21 protein-coding genes, 1 tRNA gene and 1 pseudogene are annotated in these 19,764 nt (G+C 70.4%); 8 read left to right on the forward strand and 15 right to left on the reverse strand.

Annotated elements, in window-relative coordinates; translation table 11 throughout:
* The 5 genes from AC067U_RS10865 to AC067U_RS10885 all read right to left on the reverse strand — a co-directional run bounded on the left by AC067U_RS10865 (position 1) and on the right by AC067U_RS10885 (position 4,145).
* Positions 1-879 (reverse strand): alpha/beta fold hydrolase, encoded by an 879-nt coding sequence (locus tag AC067U_RS10865; RefSeq protein ID WP_478829308.1) that lies wholly within the window; start codon positions 877-879, stop codon positions 1-3.
* Positions 880-887: 8 nt separating this feature from the next.
* A complete protein-coding gene (locus tag AC067U_RS10870; protein WP_478829309.1) occupies positions 888-1,028 on the reverse strand; it encodes a hypothetical protein in 141 nt (46 codons plus the stop codon).
* Positions 1,025-2,251 (reverse strand): glycosyltransferase, encoded by a 1,227-nt coding sequence (locus AC067U_RS10875; protein WP_478829310.1) that lies wholly within the window; start codon positions 2,249-2,251, stop codon positions 1,025-1,027. Before AC067U_RS10875 ends, AC067U_RS10870 begins: the two co-directional genes overlap by 4 nt.
* A 177-nt stretch (positions 2,252-2,428) precedes the next feature.
* Positions 2,429-3,430, reverse strand: a complete 1,002-nt coding sequence (locus AC067U_RS10880; RefSeq protein WP_478829311.1) for a GNAT family N-acetyltransferase — start codon at positions 3,428-3,430, stop codon at positions 2,429-2,431.
* 70 nt (positions 3,431-3,500) lie between these two features.
* Positions 3,501-4,145 (reverse strand): hemerythrin domain-containing protein, encoded by a 645-nt coding sequence (locus AC067U_RS10885; protein ID WP_478829312.1) that lies wholly within the window; start codon positions 4,143-4,145, stop codon positions 3,501-3,503.
* A gap of 193 nt (positions 4,146-4,338) precedes the next feature.
* Between AC067U_RS10885 and AC067U_RS10890 the strand changes: the two genes are divergently transcribed.
* The 3 genes and pseudogenes from AC067U_RS10890 to AC067U_RS10900 all read left to right on the forward strand — a co-directional run.
* A complete protein-coding gene (locus AC067U_RS10890; RefSeq protein ID WP_478829313.1) occupies positions 4,339-5,244 on the forward strand; it encodes a LysR family transcriptional regulator in 906 nt (301 codons plus the stop codon).
* A 108-nt stretch (positions 5,245-5,352) separates the two neighbouring features.
* Positions 5,353-5,655, forward strand: a complete 303-nt coding sequence (locus AC067U_RS10895; protein WP_478829582.1) for an RNHCP domain-containing protein — start codon at positions 5,353-5,355, stop codon at positions 5,653-5,655.
* A 26-nt stretch (positions 5,656-5,681) separates the two neighbouring features.
* A pseudogene (locus tag AC067U_RS10900) lies at positions 5,682-6,101 on the forward strand (RNHCP domain-containing protein); the annotation flags it as partial.
* 409 nt (positions 6,102-6,510) lie between these two features.
* Here AC067U_RS10900 and AC067U_RS10905 read toward each other — a convergent pair.
* The gene (locus tag AC067U_RS10905) at positions 6,511-6,783 is read right to left on the reverse strand and encodes a hypothetical protein (RefSeq protein ID WP_478829314.1); all 273 of its coding nucleotides are present in this window, start codon (positions 6,781-6,783) and stop codon (positions 6,511-6,513) included.
* 226 nt (positions 6,784-7,009) lie between these two features.
* On the opposite strand from AC067U_RS10905, the gene AC067U_RS10910 reads away from it, so the two are divergent.
* Positions 7,010-7,546 carry a DUF5994 family protein gene (locus AC067U_RS10910; protein WP_478829315.1) on the forward strand — a complete coding sequence of 179 codons (537 nt, stop codon included), beginning with the start codon at positions 7,010-7,012 and terminating at the stop codon, positions 7,544-7,546.
* 169 nt (positions 7,547-7,715) lie between these two features.
* On the opposite strand, the gene AC067U_RS10915 is transcribed toward AC067U_RS10910, so the two are convergent.
* From AC067U_RS10915 to AC067U_RS10945, 7 genes are all read right to left on the reverse strand, one after another.
* Positions 7,716-7,937: a hypothetical protein gene (locus AC067U_RS10915; protein WP_478829316.1), complete on the reverse strand. Its 222-nt coding sequence runs from the start codon at positions 7,935-7,937 to the stop codon at positions 7,716-7,718.
* Between the two features lie 238 nt (positions 7,938-8,175).
* The gene (locus tag AC067U_RS10920) at positions 8,176-8,514 is read right to left on the reverse strand and encodes a helix-turn-helix domain-containing protein (RefSeq protein WP_478829317.1); all 339 of its coding nucleotides are present in this window, start codon (positions 8,512-8,514) and stop codon (positions 8,176-8,178) included.
* A gap of 854 nt (positions 8,515-9,368) precedes the next feature.
* Positions 9,369-9,677, reverse strand: coding sequence for an SCO5918 family protein (locus AC067U_RS10925; protein WP_478829318.1), 309 nt, complete (start codon positions 9,675-9,677; stop codon positions 9,369-9,371).
* 48 nt (positions 9,678-9,725) lie between these two features.
* Positions 9,726-10,130: a CBS domain-containing protein gene (locus AC067U_RS10930; RefSeq protein ID WP_478829319.1), complete on the reverse strand. Its 405-nt coding sequence runs from the start codon at positions 10,128-10,130 to the stop codon at positions 9,726-9,728.
* A gap of 46 nt (positions 10,131-10,176) precedes the next feature.
* The gene (locus tag AC067U_RS10935; RefSeq protein WP_478829320.1) at positions 10,177-11,697 is read right to left on the reverse strand and encodes a DEAD/DEAH box helicase; all 1,521 of its coding nucleotides are present in this window, start codon (positions 11,695-11,697) and stop codon (positions 10,177-10,179) included.
* 310 nt (positions 11,698-12,007) lie between these two features.
* Positions 12,008-12,211, reverse strand: a complete 204-nt coding sequence (locus AC067U_RS10940) for a cold-shock protein (protein WP_150208878.1) — start codon at positions 12,209-12,211, stop codon at positions 12,008-12,010.
* A 249-nt stretch (positions 12,212-12,460) separates the two neighbouring features.
* Complete coding sequence (locus AC067U_RS10945) at positions 12,461-12,979, reverse strand: hypothetical protein (protein ID WP_478829321.1); 519 nt, start codon at positions 12,977-12,979, stop codon at positions 12,461-12,463.
* Positions 12,980-13,669: 690 nt separating this feature from the next.
* Here AC067U_RS10945 and AC067U_RS10950 point away from each other — a divergent pair.
* Positions 13,670-15,370 (forward strand): LuxR C-terminal-related transcriptional regulator, encoded by a 1,701-nt coding sequence (locus AC067U_RS10950; protein WP_478829322.1) that lies wholly within the window; start codon positions 13,670-13,672, stop codon positions 15,368-15,370.
* A 135-nt stretch (positions 15,371-15,505) separates the two neighbouring features.
* The gene (locus AC067U_RS10955) at positions 15,506-16,894 is read left to right on the forward strand and encodes an FAD-binding oxidoreductase (RefSeq protein ID WP_478829323.1); all 1,389 of its coding nucleotides are present in this window, start codon (positions 15,506-15,508) and stop codon (positions 16,892-16,894) included.
* Between the two features lie 166 nt (positions 16,895-17,060).
* Here the strand turns inward: AC067U_RS10955 and AC067U_RS10960 are convergent.
* Positions 17,061-17,134: transfer RNA gene (locus AC067U_RS10960), tRNA-Gly, on the reverse strand.
* A gap of 458 nt (positions 17,135-17,592) precedes the next feature.
* On the opposite strand from AC067U_RS10960, the gene dcd reads away from it, so the two are divergent.
* Complete coding sequence (gene dcd / locus AC067U_RS10965; RefSeq protein ID WP_478829324.1) at positions 17,593-18,183, forward strand: dCTP deaminase; 591 nt, start codon at positions 17,593-17,595, stop codon at positions 18,181-18,183.
* On the forward strand, positions 18,176-18,676 hold the full coding sequence (locus tag AC067U_RS10970) for a phosphoribosyltransferase (protein ID WP_478829325.1): 501 nt from the start codon (positions 18,176-18,178) through the stop codon (positions 18,674-18,676). The genes dcd and AC067U_RS10970 overlap by 8 nt, the downstream gene beginning before the upstream one ends.
* Before the next feature lie 106 nt (positions 18,677-18,782).
* Here the strand turns inward: AC067U_RS10970 and AC067U_RS10975 are convergent, their stop codons facing one another.
* The gene (locus AC067U_RS10975; RefSeq protein ID WP_478829326.1) at positions 18,783-19,760 is read right to left on the reverse strand and encodes a Yip1 family protein; all 978 of its coding nucleotides are present in this window, start codon (positions 19,758-19,760) and stop codon (positions 18,783-18,785) included.
* Positions 19,761-19,764: the final 4 nt, after the last annotated feature.

A 19,764-nucleotide genomic window follows, 5' to 3' on the forward strand; every position in this document is an offset into this window, starting at 1 on the left:
TCACCCTGTGCCGACCGCTGTGGACGGGGCCGGGAGGGTGGCGAGTCCGCCCAGGATGCGGGCCGCCGGTGCCGGGTCGACCAGCCACTTCAGGTGGCTGCCCGCCAGCGTGTGGACGTCGTACGGGTTGTCCGGCGTCAGGTCGTTGCCCTCTCGGATCAGCCGGTCCTGCGCGGCGAGGGGCAGGCTCGCGTCGTCGGCCAGGCGGATGTAGGTCTTGGGGACGCGGCCCCAGGTCGCGGCCTGTGCCCGGTCGGCGTAGCCTCCGACGTCCAGGTTCTCGTCGGGCTGGAAGGTGTTCAGGAAGGTGAGGAACTGCTCGCCGGTGCCGTCGGCGAGGAAGGCGGCCTTGAACGCGCCGAGCGTGTCCGGGTCCGCGGTACGGAAGTTGACGCGGAGCAGGCCGAGCTCCGCGGGGTTTCCGGCCAGCGCCGAGGCGAACGCGCCGGGATCGACCGTGGCCATCTCCGGCTCGGCGTAGTAGTCGTTGACGTCGAGCTCGACCGGGCACCAGGCCGCGACGTAGACGACGCGGTCGATCAGGTCGGGGCGGGCGTTGGCTGCGGCCGTGACGGTGATGCCGCCGCGGCTGTGGGCGACGAGGATCACGGGGCCGTTCCGCTTGGCCCGTTCGAGGATCCCGATCAGGTGCGCGACGTTGTCGGCGAGCGTGACGCCCTTGATCGAGCCGGGAGCGGTGGCAAGCCCCGCGGGGTCCTGCGGCGACTGGTAGGCGGGGGTGAAGGTCGCCTGGAACCCGTGGCCGGGCAGGTCGACGGCGACCGAACGGTACCCGAGGAGGCCGAGTTCGGCCTGGAGGGGCGCGAAGGAGAAGGAGTTCGCGAAGGCTCCGTGGACCAGTACGAACGTCGGTTGCATCTGTGTACTCACTTTCCGGAGGTCTGGGGCGTCTGACGCAGGGCCAGGCAGAGGAAGCCGAAGCCGAAGCCGAAGCCGTTCCGGTCCCCGTGCGGCCACTGCGTCGGGTGGTCGGCATGGGCAGTGCCGGAGATCTGTTCGCGGTTCACCGGAGCGGCTCGCTCGTGTCGAGGAGCAGCTTCGCGGCCACCGCGGTCCCGTCGTCCCGGACCGTGCCCGCGACGGCCTTCGCGCGGGCCGCGGTCTCGGAAGTCAGTGCCGTGCCGAGCGCGGCCGACAGGGACTCGAAGGTCGGGACCGGGCCGTCGTGGGCGGCGCCGATGCCCAGTTCGGCGACGCGGGTGGCCCAGTGCGGCTGGTCCACGAACTGCGGCACCACGACCTGAGGCGCACCGGCCCTGGCGGCCGTCGTCGTCGTGCCCGCGCCGCCGTGGTGCACGACCGCTGCCACCCGGCGGAAGAGCGCCTGGTGGTTGACATCACCGACGGCGAAGCAGTCGTCCGCGTCGTCGACCAGACCGAGCTCGGCCCAGCCGCGCGAGACGAGTACGCGGCGGCCCTGCGCGCGGACCGCCTCGACGGTCACCTTGGCGACGTCCGTCGCCGTGCGCATGGGCATGCTGCCGAAGCCCACGAACACCGGCGGCGTGCCGGCGTCCAGGAACTCCTCCAGGTCGGCCGGCAGCGGGCGTTCGTCCGGCAGGATCCACGCGCCGGTCTGTACGAGTTCGAGGTCCGTCAGTTCCTGCCACGGCCCCAGGACCGGGTCCGCCGCCAGCCACGGCCGGTCGCCGAAGACGTGGTCACGGACGTTGTCCACCGGAGGCAGCCCGATCTCCGTCCGGTGGGCGTTGAGCGGCGCGAGGTACAGGGCGTTGATCTTCTGGACGTCCAGGTCCCACAGGGCACGGTTGTCGGTCGGGTCGATCCCGTCGGCGGAGATCCCCGGGCCCGGCCGCGGCGACGGGAGGTAGGACGTCGACGGCATCTCGAACGGGTGGAAGCAGGCGTACACGTAGCGGATGCCCAGCTTCTCGGCCACCGACCGTACGCCGGCCGGCATCAGGCCGCTCGCCACCAGCACGTCGCATCCCTCGGCCGCCTTGGCGATGGTGGTGAAGTGCTCTGCGACCAGCTCGGCCGCGAACCCGGTGGCGAAGTCGGGGGACGGTGGCGCGCCGGTCACCAGCGGGCGCACCGGGCGGCCGAACGGCACGTGTTCCACGCCGACACCGGCCAGCAGCTGGGCGAACTCCTCGTCCGGCGGTGCGCACACCCGTACGTCCGCGCCGAGTTTCCGCAGCTGTGCCCCGAGTGCGGCCGGGGGCATGACGTCGCCGCGTGACCCGTAGGCCATGATCAGCACACGCATTTCGTCATTCTCGTTTCTGTGGATTCCGGCCTCGGCCGGCGATGGTGCCGGACGGTTCCGGATCGTTCACTGGGGTCCGGAAGCCGTCGAGGGGGGACAAGCTCGGGTGCGGCCGTCGCGGTCACCGGGCCCACGGAAGCTCGCGGGTGCCCTCGGTGCCGGGCACGGAGGCGGTGATCAAGCCGAGGGCACGTCGAGCTGGAACTCGCGGGTGCGCCGGTAGGAGCGGAAGCCCAGAGCGTGATTGACCGCCAGCATGTGGACGTTGTCCTCGGCGCAGTCCGTCTCGATCTCGACGACACCGGGGTGCTCGACGCGCAGCCGGCACACCATGGCGGCCTTGACCCACAACCCCAGCCCGCGTCCGCGGTGCACGGGCACGACGGCCGTGTCGTACTGCTGCGCCCGGGGCGCGGTGCCCTGCGGGAGCAGGATCTCGGTGTATCCGGCCATGGTGCCGTCGGCGTGGACGGCGGCGAGCGTCAGCAGGGTGTCGCCGCGGTCGGCGACCACCTGCGCCATGGTCCGTACGCGGTCGGCGTCCCAGTTCTCGATGCCGTAGTCCAGGTCTCCGACGGGCATGTCGTTCATGGCGTTCTTGGCGGCGGCGAAGGCGGCGGCGAGGCCGTCGGGCACCGTACCGGTCCACCCCGTCAGCCGATAGCCGGGGTGTTCGGCCTCGGCGACCCGGCGGACCGCGACCTCGTCCAACTGGTCGAGGTCCAGGACCAGATGGTCCAGGGCCAGTGCCTGGCGGAAGTCGCGCTGTTCGCAGAAGGCTTCGCCCGGGCTGTCGGCCGCCGCTTCGACGATCAGGCTGCGCCGGTCCTCGGCGCGGCAGGCCGCCACGACCGCCGACAGCAGGAGGGAGCCGGTGCCCAGGCGCCGGTGCGCGGGGTCGACGTGGAGTTCCAGTTCGGCCAGGTGATCTCGCCCCGGGGAGGTGAACAGGCGCAGGCCCGCGACTCCGACCGGGGTGCCGTCCGCCCCGGTGGCCAGCCAGGTCAGCCGGCGGCTGTCCAGGGTGGGCTTGGTGAGCCGGGCCTGGATCTGCTCGGGGCCGGGTGGTGGTACTCCGGGCAGGTCGCGGGCCATCGAGGCGGCGACGACCCGGTGCCAGGCGGCGGCGTCGGTGGCCGAGATGTCGTGGAGCGGAGTGAGGCGGATGTGCTCGGACAAGCGATGACTCCAGGGATCTTCTGAGGGGAACATAGGTCCGGGCTCCGGACGTCGCGTACGCCTGCCGGTGTCAGAGCGTCGGAACAGCGCCGGGACTCCAGCGGTCCAGAGCGGTGTAGGCCGGGGCCCACTCGGCGGCGTAGGCGGCGCGAACGGACGCGGGCAGGGGAGCGAGCAGCTTCTCCACCGTCGGCTCGTCGGCGCCGTCCAGCAGCCACGGCAGCAGCAGTGGTGCGTCCGGGCCGATCAGCTGGGCGTGGAGCCGGCCGAAGTGGCCCCACTGCGCGGCCGTCAACGCCCGCCGGATCAGCGGCAGGGCAGCGTCCTCCTCGTGCTTGAGGTGCCCGGCCAGACCGGTGACCAGCGCGTCGGTCAGCACGCCCAACCGCAGCCGGTCGACCTCGGGGTCGGCGAGCGCCGCGTCGATGGCCTCGATCAGCGGGTGGATGGCGGCGTGTTCGGCCTCCATCGCCGCCAGAAGTGCCAGGTCCTTCGGCCGGCCGGCCAGACGTAGGCGCAGCGCCGGCCACAGCGCGTCGTCCTCGGCAGTGTGGTGGGCGCGCAGAGCCTTCTTGAAAAGGGTCCATCCGGCCGTGGCCGGTAACTGCCGGGGGTCTCGGTCCGCGCCGGTGGTCATCCGGTCCAGATGGGCCAGCTCCCGGCGCAGGGCGTCGTGCATCGCGTACAGGGCGGTCAGGTCGATGTCATCGCTCATGGTCGGCGTCGGCTCCAGGACGTTCCGGCCGGTTCACGGGCCGCAGTGGGGCGGCAGTCGAACATGTCCAGAGCTCGTCCGGAAGTACGAGCGCCGGGTCCTTCACGCCTGATTGCATGCCCTCAACCTTCGTGCGGATCGCAATCATGATCAATGTAAACTTCCGCGCGGTTCGATAACCGCAGGGTTATCGATGGGGGCTGGGGAGCCTGTGGAGCTGCGGGACATAGAGATATTCCTGGTGCTGGCGGAGGAACTGCATTTCGGCCGGACGGCACAGCGGCTGAACGTCTCCCAGGCGCGCGTCAGCCAGGCCATCAAGAAGCAGGAGCGGCGCATCGGTGCCGAGCTCTTCACCCGTACCAGCCGTTCGGTGTGCCTGACGGAGGTCGGCCGGCAATTCCGTGACGACCTGCAGCCGGTGTACGTGGGCCTCCACGAGTCCCTGGAACGCGCCCGGCTGGCGGCCCGCGGCATCACGGCCCAGCTCCGCGTCAGCCTGATGCCCTTCAACATGGCCGATCTGCACCCCTACTGGAAGGCGTTCCGCGCGCGCCACCCGCAGTGGGGACTCCAGATCCGCCAGGCGACCTTCACCGACGTGTTCGGTCAGCTCCGCAGCGGTGCCATGGACGTCGTGGTCGCCTGGCTGCCCGTGGAGGAGCCGGACTTCACGGTCGGCCCGAGCCTGTGCACCGACTCCCGGATCCTCGCCGTGGCCGCCGACCACGGGCTCGCGGGACTGGACTCCGTGCCGGTGGAATTGCTCGCCGAGTTCCCGCACGCCACTGCTCTCGGACTGCCGGACTACTGGGAGGACAGCTACCTGCCCTTCCACACCCCACGGGGGCGGCCGATCGAGCGCATCGCGGCCGCGGACAACGCCGATGAGCTGATCGGCATGGTCGGCATGGGCGAGATCATCCACACCTTCCCGGGCCATGTCACGAGGTACTGGGGCATGTCGCACATCCGATGGCTCCCCATCCCCGACCTGACGACCATGACCTTCGCCCTGGTCTGGCGGACCGAAGCCGAGAACGACCTCATCCGCGCTCTGGCCGACACGGTGCGGGACCTCGGAGTGTTCCGCTTCTGACGCGACCTGCGGCGCGAACTCCGACTCGGAACCGGTCCGGATGACGTGCCGACCACGTCCGGGTGCGTCGAATAATGCGTTGACGCCCCCGGAAGGCGTCCTGTTAGCCTGCCGGGGTCGTTCCCGCGCGACCACTGCCCTTCCTGCCTGCACTCCCGTTCCTGCCTGCACTCCCGGCACGTCCTCGACCACGTCCAGGGCGGTCGGAGCGACTGTGAGGGCCGGATGTCCCCGATCGCCATCGCCGTGCTCCGCACCGGTGACTGGATGGTGATCCACCGCTGCGTGCGCTGCGACGAGCTCACCTCGAACCCGGTCCGCGCCGATGACAACCAGCTCATCCTGATGCGCATGGCGGTCCGCCCACTGGCCCAACCGCCCTTCCCTCTCGAAGCGTTCGGAAACCTCTGACCGCCCGACAGGGAAGGAGCGCCGCCATGTCACGCAACAACCGCAGCGGTCGCGGGCGACGGCGCCGTCCACAGCGGCACAGGGACGTCCTGCACACCCGGGACGGACACCGGGCGAACGACTTCCGCTGCACCTCCTGCCGGCTCGACGTGTCCCTGGACGCGCCCGGCACCGCGCACCGCAACCACTGCCCCAACTGCCGGGCCAGCCTGCACGTCGACCGGAAGATCCCCGGCGACCACGACGCGGACTGCCGCGGCCGGATGGAGGCACTGGGCTTGTCCGTCCGCACCGACGGCGAGTGGATGATCATCCACCAGTGCGCCTCCTGCGGCGAGCTCAGCGCCAACCGCATCGCCGGCGACGACAACCCGCTCGCCCTGATCCGCCTCGCCCTCAGACCCCTCGCCGACCCCGAGCACGCCGGCCGCGCCCTGCTCAGCCTGGGACCCGGCCGCGGCGGCCTCCGGCGGGGCACACCCGCACCCGCGCCCCGCCCACGGCAGCACCCGACCACGACCACCACCACCACCACGGAACAGGAACACCCCGACAGTGAAGATCAGGACTGAGACCCCGCACGACACCGACCGCGGCCGGAATAGCCGAAAGCAAAGCCCCAGGTCGCTGACCTGGGGCTTTGTCGTGGAGCGGATGACGGGAATCGAACCCGCGCTATAAGCTTGGGAATCACCCGGCACCTGGGCCGATGGCCTCTGACCTGCGTAAACGTGTGTCGGCAGGGGGCTTCTGGGGTGCCTTCTCCGAGCCGGTCTTGACCGGTGTTCACCCCTCCTACCGGCACGTTGTGGCACGCCTGGGCGCGGCGCCGCGCACCGTAGGCTCCGCCGCTGGTCAGGGTTCCTGGGAGTGGGGCCCGGTGCCGCTCGGTGGCCTGCTGGTGGCCAGCCAGGACCGTGCCGGCCCGGCCGGGTGGGCGGTGTCGAGGGTGAGGTGGAGGCGGGTACCCCCGCCCGGGGCGGGATAGCTGCGCTGCTCGCCACCGGCGAAGCAGCGACGGAGGACATCGGCCACCCTCCGGGCGGCGTCCGGGGTGGCCGCGACGATGCGGACCTCGGCGTATCCCGGCGGCGGCAGGGCTTCCGCCCCCGGCTCGTTGCGGTCCAAGGCGCCACCGTCCTTACCTGTCGGAGGCCGGACTGGTCAGCTCTCCGTACGTCCACGGTACGTCCGAAGCCCGGCACCGATCTGTTTCCCGGCGAAAGCGGCACGTCCGCGGGTCCTCCCGGAGTACGGTGAAGGAACGGGGCCGTCGCCCCGCCCGCCGGCCCGGCGTCCGCCGCGGCACCGGTCCGGGCGGCAGCGGCACCACCCGTGGACGGGCGGACCGACCATGACCGACGCAGGCATTTCCCCCCACCAGGTCCCCACGCCCCCGGGCCTCCTGCCGGACAAGGTCCACCAAGCCGTCGGACCGGGCACCGCGCTGCTCCGACTGGAGACGACGGGGTCCCGGCAGAGCCTCCTCGACGGCGCCTGGTGGCCCCGCTCGCGTGACGTCGAGCGGGAGATCCCGCCCCTGATCACGGCCCTGTCCAAGCACCTCGGGCCCATCACCCGGGTCGGCCTGGACGCCTCCGGCTGGAACGGCATCCCGACCCGCCTGGTCGTCGACGACCGGGTCGTGCACCTCGACTCCTTCCCCGTCGGCGACGACACCGTTCTGATCACCCGAGGCGACAACGACCACTTCTCCCTCATGGTGGTCCCGCCGGCAACGACACCCGAGGCCGCCCGCGCGGCCATGGCCCGCGCCGTCCACGCCGACAACGTCACCCAGGCCGCCGAGATCCTCCTCGCCGAACTCCCCCACCCCGCGCTCCCGTTGGTCGGCAGCACCCGGGACGACGACGAAGGCCCAGGTCTCTGACCTGGGGCCGCCTCGCCTTTCTCCGCTCCGGGAGAGGTATTACCCTGCGCCGCCGCAGCATCCCCGTATCCGACCACCCAGCCCTTCCAGGCGGTCAAGTCGATGAGAGGGGTCCTCTTCCCGGCGGTCCGTGAACGGATCCGGTGTGCCGTGACCGGGTGCGGTGGTCCTACAGCTTGCTCATCTTGGCGTACGGGCTCAGGATCCGTTGCTGTGTCGAGCCGAAATCCACGATCACCGCTATCCCGTCCTCGATTCCGGTGACCCGGCCGAGGCCGTGCACGTCGTGTGTGACCTGGTCGCCGACGGCGAACTGCTTGGGAGGCAGCGTGACCGGGGCCTTGAAGGGGCTGGTGGGCAAATAGCGCTTCGGTGCACTGGGCTTTGTCATTGCTGCCAGTATGCGCCCCCATATCTTCACTGCGCCGTTCACGTCCGCGGCGCAGCAGCTGGAAGGTTTCGTTCAGACAACAGCCCCAGGCTGCTGACCTGGGGCTTCGCTGTAGAACGGACGTCGGGGATCGAACCCTCGCCGTAAGCCCGGGCAACACCCGGAGCAGGTGGGTCGACCCTCTGCCATGACCTCGAGTCGCAACCGCCGGTCGATGCCGGCGGCGGTCGGAACCGCCTCAGGCCACGGTCGGCGGGCGGGGCGTTTCGGCGGCGCGGCGGTACTCGGCGTGGATGCGCTGGGCTTCCTCGAGCTGGTCTTCGAGGACGATGATGCGGCAGGCGGCTTCGATGGGGGTGCCCTGGTCGACCATTTCACGGGCTCGTGCGGCGATGCGCAGCTGGTAGCGGGAGTAGCGGCGATGGCCGCCCTCGGAACGCAGCGGGGTGATCAGACGGTGTTCGCCCAGGGCTCGCAGGAAGGCGGGGGTGGTCCCGAGCATCTCGGCGGCCCGGCCCATCGTGTAGGCGGGGTAGTCGTCGTCGTCGAGACGGCCGTAGGAGTCGTCTGCTGTCATCTGCACCTCTCTCTGGAACACGCGGAGGGGCCCTGGTGCCGTACGGCACCAGGGCCCCGAAGGAACTTCTACACCACGTGCCGACCCTGATAACACGTCGGCCTTCTGTGTCCGCGTACCCGGCCTGCTTGCTGCCGGGTGTGCGGGGATCGCGGTTGCTTGACCGGAGACCACCCCACTATCGATGTCCTGCGGTACCCGGACCTGAGACTTCCGTCCAGGCGATCCTGATGGTGCTCCGTTCCTCCGTTCTTCCCTCGGTGATCAACTACCTACTTCGGGGTACTGCTCACTGCCGAACTTCCCGGTGCGCGCGTCCGCAGCCGACGCCTTCACCAGGGGCACTGCTCGATGACTTCACTGCGGTGTACCGCGCACTGCACTTACCGGTACCGCATCTGCCATGACCGCGATTCCGGTGTGGCGTCCCCTGATCACTGCGGGCCGCCCGGTCCGGCCGCCAGTCCCGTCGCCGTCCTGCAACAACCCTGGCTTCGAAACTCCACCGCCGCACCGTCCTTCGAACTGCAACCAACTGCACTGCTTGCCGGCAGTTCGTCTCTGCCAGGCCCTGCTGTCCTTCTCGGCTACGTGAGAAACCATAACGAGACCACCGTCTAATGTCTACTCCGGCCGATGTAGATTTTTGTGCGTCTCGCGACGAGGTAATCGATGCCGAACGGTGATGCCGGGGACGGTCCGCACCGTGCCCCCGCTCCACCCGGCAGGAGAGCTCGCCACCCGACCCGGGACCGTTCCTGAAACCCCATGCAACGAGGGAGGGGCCCGACCGGCATACGCGCCGGTCGGGCCCCTCCCTCGTCACGCCGGTACCGGCGCCTGCCGATTCCCGGTCAGACGGCCGGGGAGCCGAGCACCGCGGAAGCATGCCGGAGGGGGCCGAGGCCGCGGGCGGGCCCGGTGTTCAGGGGGAGGGTGCGGCAGCTGAAGCCGAGCTTGGCCATGGCGCGGAGGACTTCACCGGCGCTGAAGTCACGGCGGTCCTGGCCGGTGATGACCTGGCCGACCTGCTTGGCGGGGTACGTGCGGCGGCCGATGATCACGATCTCGCCGACGGCCGGCTCGGGCTTGACACCCCGCATGGACTGCAGGACGCCGCTCTTGGTGAGGTCGAAGGGGAAGCGGGCGATGACACAGCGCATGATGCCTCACAGGAAGAGGGAGGGCGGGTTCTGCGGTGGTGAGGCGGTTCAGCGCGCCAGGGCGAGGACGCCCAGCGCGCTGCCTTGTTCGTCGATGACGGGCAGCACGTCGAGCCGGCGGTGGCGCATCGCGCGTTCGGCTTCGTCCGTCGTGGTCAGGGGCGAGGTGAAGAACCCGCGGTCCCCAGGGACAGCACGCAGCCGGATCTGGTCGCTGTAGGCGGCGCTGTCGCGGACAGAGATGAGCTGGGCCCGGGTGACCAGCCCGGTGCACAGGCCGTGCTCGTCGCAGACGAGGAGATGGTCGGTGCGCGCACTGGCCATCACGGCCAGGGCGACTTCCACCGTCATGTCATCGCAGACCTGTGGTCCGGCCACCTCCATGACGTCGTTGACCGTCTGGGGTCCCGTACTGGTGCTCGTCGAGTCGGACTGCATCCGGACCAGCGTCACAATTTGCCTCCTGCACAGATGGGCGAATCTCCGGATCACGTGGTTCTCAGGCCGCCGCCGCGGCGAAGGCGGGCCGACGGGCGCCGGCGCGCCGGGCGGCCGGGGCGGGGCCGCGGCGGCCGCGGGAGGAGGACGTGCTGCGCTTGGGGCGCTCGGGCGCCGGTGCCGTGAGGGTGACCGGGATGCCGGAGGGGGCTTGGGCACCGGTGATCCGGGTCAGCTCCGCCTCACCCGAGCGGACCCGGCTGGTCTTGGGGACGATGCCTGCGTCCTGCATGAGACGGTTCGTGCCACGGCGCTGCTGGGGTGTGACGAGGGTGACGACGCTGCCGGACTCGCCGGCCCGGGCGGTGCGGCCGCCGCGGTGGAGATAGTCCTTGTGGTCGGTCGGCGGATCCACGTTGACGACGAGGTCGAGGTTGTCGACGTGGATGCCGCGGGCCGCGACGTTCGTGGCGACCAGCACGGTGACGTGCCCGGTCTTGAACCAGTCCAGGGTGCGGGCGCGCTGCGGCTGCGTCTTCCCGCCGTGCAGGGCGGCGGCCCGCACGCCGCTGCCGAGGAGGTCCGCGGTGAGGCGGTCCACGGCGTGCTTGGTGTCCAGGAACATGATCACCCGGCCGTCGCGCGCCGCGATCTCCGTGGTCAGTCGCTGCTTGTCGGTGTCGTGTACGTGCAGGACGTGGTGCTCCATCGTCGTGACCGCGCCCCGGGAGGGGTCCACGGAGTGGACGACGGGGTCGGTGAGGTAGCGGCGGACCAGGAGGTCGACGTTGCGGTCCAGGGTCGCGGAGAACAGCATCCGCTGGCCCTCGGGCCTGACCTGGTTGAGCAGCGCGGTGACCTGCGGCATGAAGCCCATGTCGGCCATCTGGTCGGCCTCGTCCAGGACGGTGATCCCGACCTGGTTCAGCTGGCAGTCGCCGCGCTCGATGAGGTCCTTGAGGCGCCCCGGGGTGGCCACGACGACCTCGACGCCGTTCCGCAGCGCCTTCGCCTGCCTGCTGATCGGCATGCCCCCGACGACGGTGGCCAGGCGCAGCTTCACGGCGCGGGCGTACGGGGTGAGGGCATCCGTGACCTGCTGGGCGAGCTCCCGCGTCGGGACCAGGACCAGGGCCAGCGGCTGTCGGGGCTCGGCGAACTGTCCGGAGGTGCGGGCAAGCAGTGCCAGGCCGAAAGCGAGGGTCTTTCCGGAGCCGGTCCGGCCGCGGCCGAGGACGTCACGGCCGGCCAGGGAGTTGGGCAGTGTCGCCCCCTGGATGGGGAACGGTACGGACACGCCCTGCGCGGTGAGCGCGGCCAGCAGGGGCCTCGGCATGTCGAGATCGGCGAACGCCTCGACGGCGGGCAGCGGCGGAGTGATCGTCTTCGGCAGGGCGAACTCGCCCTGCACCGGGGCGGGCCGTCGGCCCTGACCTCCCGAGGGGCGGGGAGCACCCGAACGGCTCGGGGCGGACGACCCACCGAAGCGACCGCCGCGGGTCGAACCGGAGGGGGCGCCGAAGGCGGGAGGGCTGCTGCGGCGGGCGTGGGAGGAGCGGCTGTTCGTACGTGTGCGGTTCATAAAGAACCTTCCTTGATACGGCACGTATCGAGGAGTTCCGCAGCACGAGAGCAGTATGCGGAATCGCGGGTACGGGCCGAATTGAATTCGAGAAGCTACGGCGAACGTGGCTCACGGTAAATTTGTGGAGACGCAGGCGGAAAAGGGATGCGCGTGAAAGCGAATCCGAGGCGTCAAGGGGTACGGATCCGAAGAGGGGGTGGCGTACCTTGAGGCGGTGTTCCCGCAGGGGAAATCACTGCGGAAATGAATGCAGCTGGGGCCCGCACCCCGAGGGATGCGGGCCCCAGCTGCAAGATGCGCGTCAGCGTCAGACGGTGACGATGTTCTCGGCCGTCGGGCCCTTCTGGCCCTGCGCGATGTCGAAGGTGACCTTCTGGCCCTCCTGCAGCTCGCGGAAGCCAGAGGCGGCGATGTTCGAGAAGTGGGCGAACACGTCAGCGCCGCCACCGTCCTGCTCGATGAAGCCGAAACCCTTTTCTGCGTTGAACCACTTCACGGTGCCAGTAGCCATGTCGTATCTCCTTGGGGCAGTACACCGGCATCCGTACCGTACGGACGCCGTGTCGCCGCGATGATGCCCTGCCCGGAAAATGACCGGAAAATACAGAGCACCTCCGTGCGGCACGCGGCCGACGGGAGTGCTCGAAGTCTTTGGGTACCAAAACTGCAACTGAGACAGACAGTAGCACGTCCCCGTATTATTTGTGCGTCGAATATTTTCCCCGGGTGTCGCCAGCAAAAAGCCTCTCTGCGATAGTCGTCAAAACCTCAGGCCGCGAGCACAGGTATTCATGACGGAGCTGCCCTCGCACCACCGCAACGGTCCGAGCGCAGCTCCGTGGACAGCGCAGAGGTACAGCTTGCCGTCGCCGGTGGCGTGCTCGGTGATGCCGGTGAGCCACAGCTGGTTCGGGCCGCTCGCGGTGACGCTGCGGCTCACGAGATCGTCGTGCACCGGCGGGCCGGCCTTCTTACCCCGGCCGCGTTTCTTGCCGAACACGCTCCACCAGCGGTTCTCCCGGCAGATCCGCCACGCGGCCCGGTCCGCCACCCGGGCCCCGGCATCGCGTGCTTCGTCGGCCGGGAACCGGTAGCCGAACTCCGGGTCCTCGCGGTGGGCGTCGAACAGAGCGTTCGCGCGATACGCCTCAGCGAGGACGGCGTCGGCCACCGGCTGGTCGAGCCAGCGGTAGTAGGGCTGTCTGGCGAGCTTGAGCATCCATTTCCACAACGTCATCGGGTGGACCCCGAAGTCGGTGGCGACCTGCTCGACCGTCACACCCGGGCCGCGGTTCCGCGCGACCCGCACGACGTCCTGGCGGAACTCCTCCGGATAAGGCTTGGGCGCAGCGACATCCTTCCCACCTGCCCCACAGGGCAAGCCAGTTCAGACGTCACCCGTCGTGCGGCAGACCCGAACGAATCCGCGCCGTCCTCGTCACCGCTGACGACACGATGCTGGTCATCCGCCGACCAAGCCCGGCGTCCCCGAGTACTGGGTCCTCCCGGGCGGCGGCGTCGAGCCCAGTGACGAATCGCTGCTGTGCCCCCGGAGGAGCATGGCCGCCGCCAGTGGTGGTGGCCTTCGGGCTCTAGACAACACAGAAGCCCCAGGTCGCTGACCTGGGGCTTTGTCATGGAGCGGATGACGGGAATCGAACCCGCGCTATAAGCTTGGGAATCACCCGACACTTGGGTAGGCGCATAGCGACTGACCTGCTGAAATGTCCATTGGTGGCCCTGTTCTCGCTGGCTCTCGGAGCCCGTGTTGACCGCTGTTTACCGCCCCTACTGGCACGTTGTGGCATGTCCCTACGGAACGGTGAGCACGAACGCGACATCCCTGACCTGGCTGGTGTCGTTCCCGGTGACGACGGTGTCCGTCCCGGTCCCCCGGCCGGCCTGAGCGCGCGGGGGCGGGGGAGGCTGTTGAAAGCCCCGCTGCCGTGGCCGGCGTATCGTGAGATGTGTGATCGCCGGTGCTGAACGGGCCATCCACCAGGCCCGGGCCGCCGCCGAGGGTGAGGCGTGGGCTCAGGCATACGCCCTCCTCCACCCGCTCTTCCCGGACGGCCTGACCGCCGCCGACTTCGCCGTGCTCGCCGACGCCGCGTGGTGGACCAGCAGGGTCGAGGAATCCGTCGCCGCCCGTACCAGGGCGTACACCGGGTACGCGGCCGCCGGCGCCGACCGGGAGGCCGGATTCAGTGCGTGGATGCTCTCTTACGAGTACCAGCTCGCCGGCCGGACCGGCGCGGCCGCCGGATGGCTGGCCCGGGCCCGCCGGCACCTGGACGGACAGCCGGAATGCGTCGAGCACTGCTACCTGGCCTGGGCCGATGCCGAGGAGGCCCAGGCGCGCGGGGCCTTCGACGAGGCCATGGCCTGCGCCGACCGGATGGCCGCCATCGCCCGGCGCTGCGGCAGCGCCGACCTGCTGGCGCTCAGCACCCTGGCCCGCTCGGGCGTACTGCTGGCCGAAGGCCGCGTCCCCGACGGGCTCGCCCGGCTGGACGAGGCCATGTGCGCGGCGATGGCGGGTGAGCTCGGCTCGTTCTTCACCGGGTGGGTGTACTGCCTCGGGCTGCAGGCCTGCATGGCGTGCGCCGACCTGCGCCGGGCGGGCGAGTGGACGGACGCGGCCATGGCCTGGTGCGCGTCGATGCCGGAGGAGAACAACTACCGGGGGCTGTGCCGGGTCCACCGGGTCGAGGTCGCGGAACTGTCCGGGGACTGGCGGCGCGCGGCCGACGAGGCCGTGCTGACCTGCGCCGAGCTGTTGCCGTACGAATCCCGGATCGCGGCGGAGGCGGTCTACCTGACCGCCGGCATCCAACGCCGGCGCGGTGAACTTGCGGCGGCCCGTGCCTCCTACGCCCGCGCCCACGCCCTCGGCCGTGACCCGCAGCCGGGCCTGGCCCTGCTCCACCTGGCGGAGGGCAAGGCCGAAGCCGGCGCGGCCGGCCTGCGGCGCGCCCTGGCGGCGGAAGCCGAAGGGGGCGGCGGGGAGCCGGCCGGAGCCGGAGCCGGGCTCCTGGAGCGGAGTCGGCTGCTCGCCGCACAGGTCGAGGTCGCCCTCGCGCTGGGGGACATCGACCAGGCCAAGGCCGCGGCGGCGGGCCTGGAGGAGCTGGCGCGGGCGTGGCAGGGGTGCTGTGGCTCCGATGCCACCGTCCTGCACGCGACGGCGGCGGGCGCCCGGGGCGCCGTCGCGTACGCCCGCCACGACCCGGCCGCCGCGCTGCCGCTGCTCCACCGGGCGCTGGCGCTGTGGCTGGAGCTGGGCATCCCCTACGAGGCCGCGCAGACACGGATGACCCTGGCCGCCACGGACCGTGCGGTCGGGGACGCGGAAGGTGCCCGGCTGGAGCTGCGGGCGGCGGTGGCCGTCTTCGAGCGGCTGGGCGCCGTACCGGATGCCCGCCGGGCCGCGGCGCTGCTGGCCGCCCACGTCCGGCCGCCCGCGGCCCGGGCCTCCGGCCCCCTCACCGGGAGGGAGATCCAGGTGCTGCGGCTGGTGGCCGTCGGCCGTACCAACCGGGCGATCGCCGCCGAGCTCTTCATCAGCGAGCACACCGTGGCCCGGCACTTGAACAACATCTTCGCCAAGCTCGATGTCTCGTCGCGGACGGCCGCCACGGCGTACGCGTACCGGCACGGGCTGGCATAGGACGCGTCCGGAGGCATGGGCAGAACGGCCCACACCGCGCAATGGCTGATTCAGGCGACGAGCTGAGGAAGGCCAGCGCCGTACAACGGACCCGTACGGACTCGGGGGAACCAGCACTCAAAGGCGGTGGAAGCCATGACCACGGCCACACCCTTCACCCTGGACGGCCGGCAGACCGAGCGGCTGCGTGCCGCCGTCCACGGCGAGATCGTCCGCCCCTCCGACCCGGGCTACGACGCCGCCCGCGCGGTGTACAACGCCATGCACGACCGGTACCCGGCCGTGGTCGTCCGCGCCGTCGACGTCGGCGACATCATCGCCACCGTCGGCCTCGCGCGTGACGAGGGCCTGTCCCTGGCCGTCCGCGGCGGCAGCCACAGCGTTGCCGGTTACGGGACCTGCGACGGCGGAGTCGTCCTCGACCTCGGCCGGATGCGCGGCATCCGCGTCGACCCCCGCACCCGCACCGCCCGCGCCGAGGGTGGCTGCACCTGGGCCGACGTCAACCACGCCACCCACGCGTTCGGCCTGGCCACCACCGGCGGCATGGTCTCCACCACCGGCATCGGCGGCCTGACCACGGGCGGCGGTCTGGGCTACCTGGCCCGCCGATGCGGCCTGGCCTGCGACAACCTCATCTCGGCCGACGTGATCACGGTCGACGGCTCGCTCGTGTCCTGCTCGGCCGAGCAGGACGCCGACCTGCTGTGGGCCGTACGCGGCGGCGGCGGCAACTTCGGTGTCCTCGCGTCCCTCGAGTACCGGCTTCACCCGATCGCCGACGTCCTCGGCGGACCGACCTTCTATCCGCTCGACCCGGACGTCCTGCGCCGCTACCGCGAACTGATCGCCGACTCCCCCGAGGAGTTCGGCGCGGTGCTGGTCGTCGGGCTCGGCCCGCCCGTGCCCTTCCTGCCCGAGCGCTGGCACGGGCGGCCGCTGTGCGGGGTCATCGTCTGCTGGACCGGCCCCGAGGACCAGGACGAGCGGATCCGTGCCCGCCTCGACACCCTCGGGCCGGTCATCGGCAGGCACGTCGGGCGCATGCCGTACCCGGTGATCAACACGCTGTTCGACGAGCTGCTGCCCGCGGGCCTCTTCCATTACTGGAAAGGCACCTTCAGCCGTGACCTTCCCGACGGAGCGATCGACGCGTACGTCGAGTACGGCGAGACGACCCCTTCGATCCAGAGCGCGACCGTGGTCTTCCCGATCGACGGCGCTGTGCACCGGGTCGCAGCCGACGCGACGGCCTTCGCCTACCGCGATGCCGGCTTCGCGACCGCGATCAGCCCGGCCCTGGCGACACGTGAGGACTGCGAGGCGGCGGTCGGCTGGGCGCGCGCCTTCGAAGCCGCGCTCGTCCCCCACTCGGCCGGGGGCGCGTACGTCAACTTCATGGACGCCGACGACCAGGCCCGCGTACGGGCCAACTACCGGCAGAACTACGACCGTCTGGTCTCCCTGAAGCGGCACTGGGACCCGGACGACCTGTTCCGGCTCAACCACCACGTCAAGCCCTGACCGGCGGTCTCGGTATTCGGGACGGCTCGGCGCGGAGTGTCCGCGAGTGGCGACCCGGTGCCTAATCCGAAGCTCTGTGAAGGCAGTTGTGGCACGCGAATGCACATGAGACCCGGGAGGTCTAGACAACGAACAAGCCCCAGGTCGCTGACCTGGGGCTTTGTCATGGAGCGGATGACGGGAATCGAACCCGCGCTATAAGCTTGGGAAGCTCATGTTCTACCATTAAACTACATCCGCGCGGCGGTCCAGTTGTCTGGATTCCGCATCGTTGCACACTGTACCCCATGATCGGCCCCCGGTGTACGAGCCGTGGGGCCGTCGTCGTGTGTGCGTCGCAGTTGCGCGTGTGCGGACGGGAGTTGGGGCGTACCGTGTGGGCGGAGCGGCGGCTTGGGCGGGTCCCGATCATCCCCTAATGTGGCGATTCGTCGCAGTACGGCTCGTTGGGGAAAGGGACTCGATGGAGCACACCGTCGTCCGCTGTGCCGAAGGGCACGTTTTCAGTACCGCTTCGTTTCCGATGCGGCACCTCGGTGCCGGTCGGATCGGGCCCGGGCGGCTCATCCGGTGTCCGCGGTGCGCGCGGCTGCGGCACGCCGTGCCCGTGATGGCGATCAAGCGATAGCCGCAGCGACGGAGCGGGACGCGCGGGTGCTCGATTGGGGCGGCCCGCGCGCTCTGCGTATCCTCGGGACGTGCTTCTCTCAGACAAGGACATCCGGGCCGAGATCGACAGCGGACGGGTGCGCATCGACCCGTTCGACGAGTCGATGGTGCAGCCCTCCAGCATCGACGTGCGGCTCGACCGGTATTTCCGGGTGTTCGAGAATCACCGCTACGCCCATATCGACCCCGCCATCGAGCAGCCCGATCTGACCAGGATGGTCGAGCCGGAAGGGGACGAGGCGTTCATCCTGCACCCCGGTGAGTTCGTCCTCGCCTCGACGTACGAGGTCATCTCGCTGCCCGAGGACATTGCCTCCAGACTGGAGGGGAAGTCCAGTCTCGGGCGCCTGGGGCTCGTGACCCACTCGACCGCCGGATTCATCGACCCGGGGTTCTCCGGTCACGTGACCCTGGAGCTGTCGAACCTCGCGACGCTGCCGATCAAGCTGTGGCCCGGGATGAAGATCGGGCAGCTGTGCATGTTCCGGCTCAGCTCGCCCGCCGAGTTTCCGTACGGCAGTGAGCGGTACGGATCCCGGTACCAGGGCCAGCGCGGCCCCACCGCTTCGCGGTCCTTCCAGAACTTCCACCGCACGCAGGTAGGCGACCGGAATGAGTGACGTGGTACGCGAGAACCTCGACTACGAGGGCTTCGGGCGCGCCGTGCGCGAGCTGGCGCAGACCATCGCCGATGACGGATACGAGCCCGACATCATCCTGAGCATCGCCCGCGGCGGTGTTTTCGTCGCCGGCGGGCTCGCCTATGCGCTCGACTGCAAGAACATCCACCTGGTGAACGTGGAGTTCTACACCGGAGTGGGCACCACCCTGGAAATGCCGGTCATGCTGGCGCCGGTTCCGGACGCGATCGACTTCTCCGAGAAGAAGGTGCTGATCGCCGACGACGTCGCCGACACCGGCAAGACGCTGAAGCTGGTGCACGACTTCTGCCTGGGGCATGTGGCGGAGGTCCGGTCGGCCGTGATCTACGAGAAGTCGCACTCGCTCGTGAAGTGCGAGTACGTGTGGAAGAAGACCGACGACTGGATCGAATTCCCGTGGAGCACGGAGCGCCCCGTCGTTCAGCGTGAGGGCCAGGTCCTCGACGCCTGAACGCGCTGGCGCGAGGGGGATGTGACGAGAAGAGGGCCCGTGCCGAGCACGGGCCCTCTTCTCGTGTCGCCTCGCAACGGCGCAACAGCGCTACGGCGCCACCGTGCTACAGCGTGCCCAGCTTGATGATCGACAGCAGGGCGATCAGCTGGATCGCGGACGCGCCCAGCGCCTTCGGCCAGGGCAGGTCGTGCGACTTGCTGATCAGGCTGGTGAAGAGGAAGCCGGCCGCCACCCAGGTCGCCCAGCCCAGGATCTGCACCACCGTGTTGTCGCCGCTGAGGAACACGGCGACGAGCAGGCGCGGGGCGTCCGTCAGCGACATGACCAGCATGGACAGGCCCACCGTGGGCTGCCAGACGCCGTCGCCGCCCAGCTGCCGGGCCAGGGTGTGGGTGACGCCGCCCAGGATCAGGCCGCAGATGACGAAGGCCACGCCGGCCGACAGGACGATCGGGACGGCGTTGGTGAGCGTCGCGTTGAGCGCGTCCTCGCGGGCTTCGTCCAGCCCGAAGACCGCCAGCAGGCCGTAGAGGAAGGTGACGATCAGCGCCGGACCCCAGACCGCGTGGTCCCGCATCTGCAGGAAGGTCTGGCCCGGCTGGACCACGATGCCCCGGAGCAGCGCCTTCCAGGGCAGCCGGGGCCCCGTGGGCACGGCAGCCTGGCCGCCGGCCTGGTAGGCCGTACCGTGGCCGTACGGGTCGTGACCGTACGGGTCGCGGGCGTACGGCTCCTCGCCGATGGCGAACGCCTGGGTGTGCCCCGGGTCGTTCGCGTACGAGGACGGGCCCGGACCCTGCTGCTGCGGGTAGCCGTATCCCTGGCCGCCGTGGCCGCCGTGGCCGCCGTGGCCGCCGTGGCCGCCCGGTCCGGGGTAGCCGTGCGGGTCGAAGTACTCCGGCTCGCCCTGCCCCCCGGTCTGCTGCGGCCACGCCTGCTGGTGCGGCGGTGGGGCCGCGTGCGGGTACGGCTGACCGCCGTACGGCGCCTGCGGGTGCTGCTGACCGTACGGCTGTTGCCGCGGGGGTTGTTGCGGGCCTCGGTTGTTGTCCCGGCCGCGTCCGTTCCTGAATCCAGCCACGTGA

It is taken from the genome of Streptomyces sp. NPDC043853 (assembly GCF_056436025.1).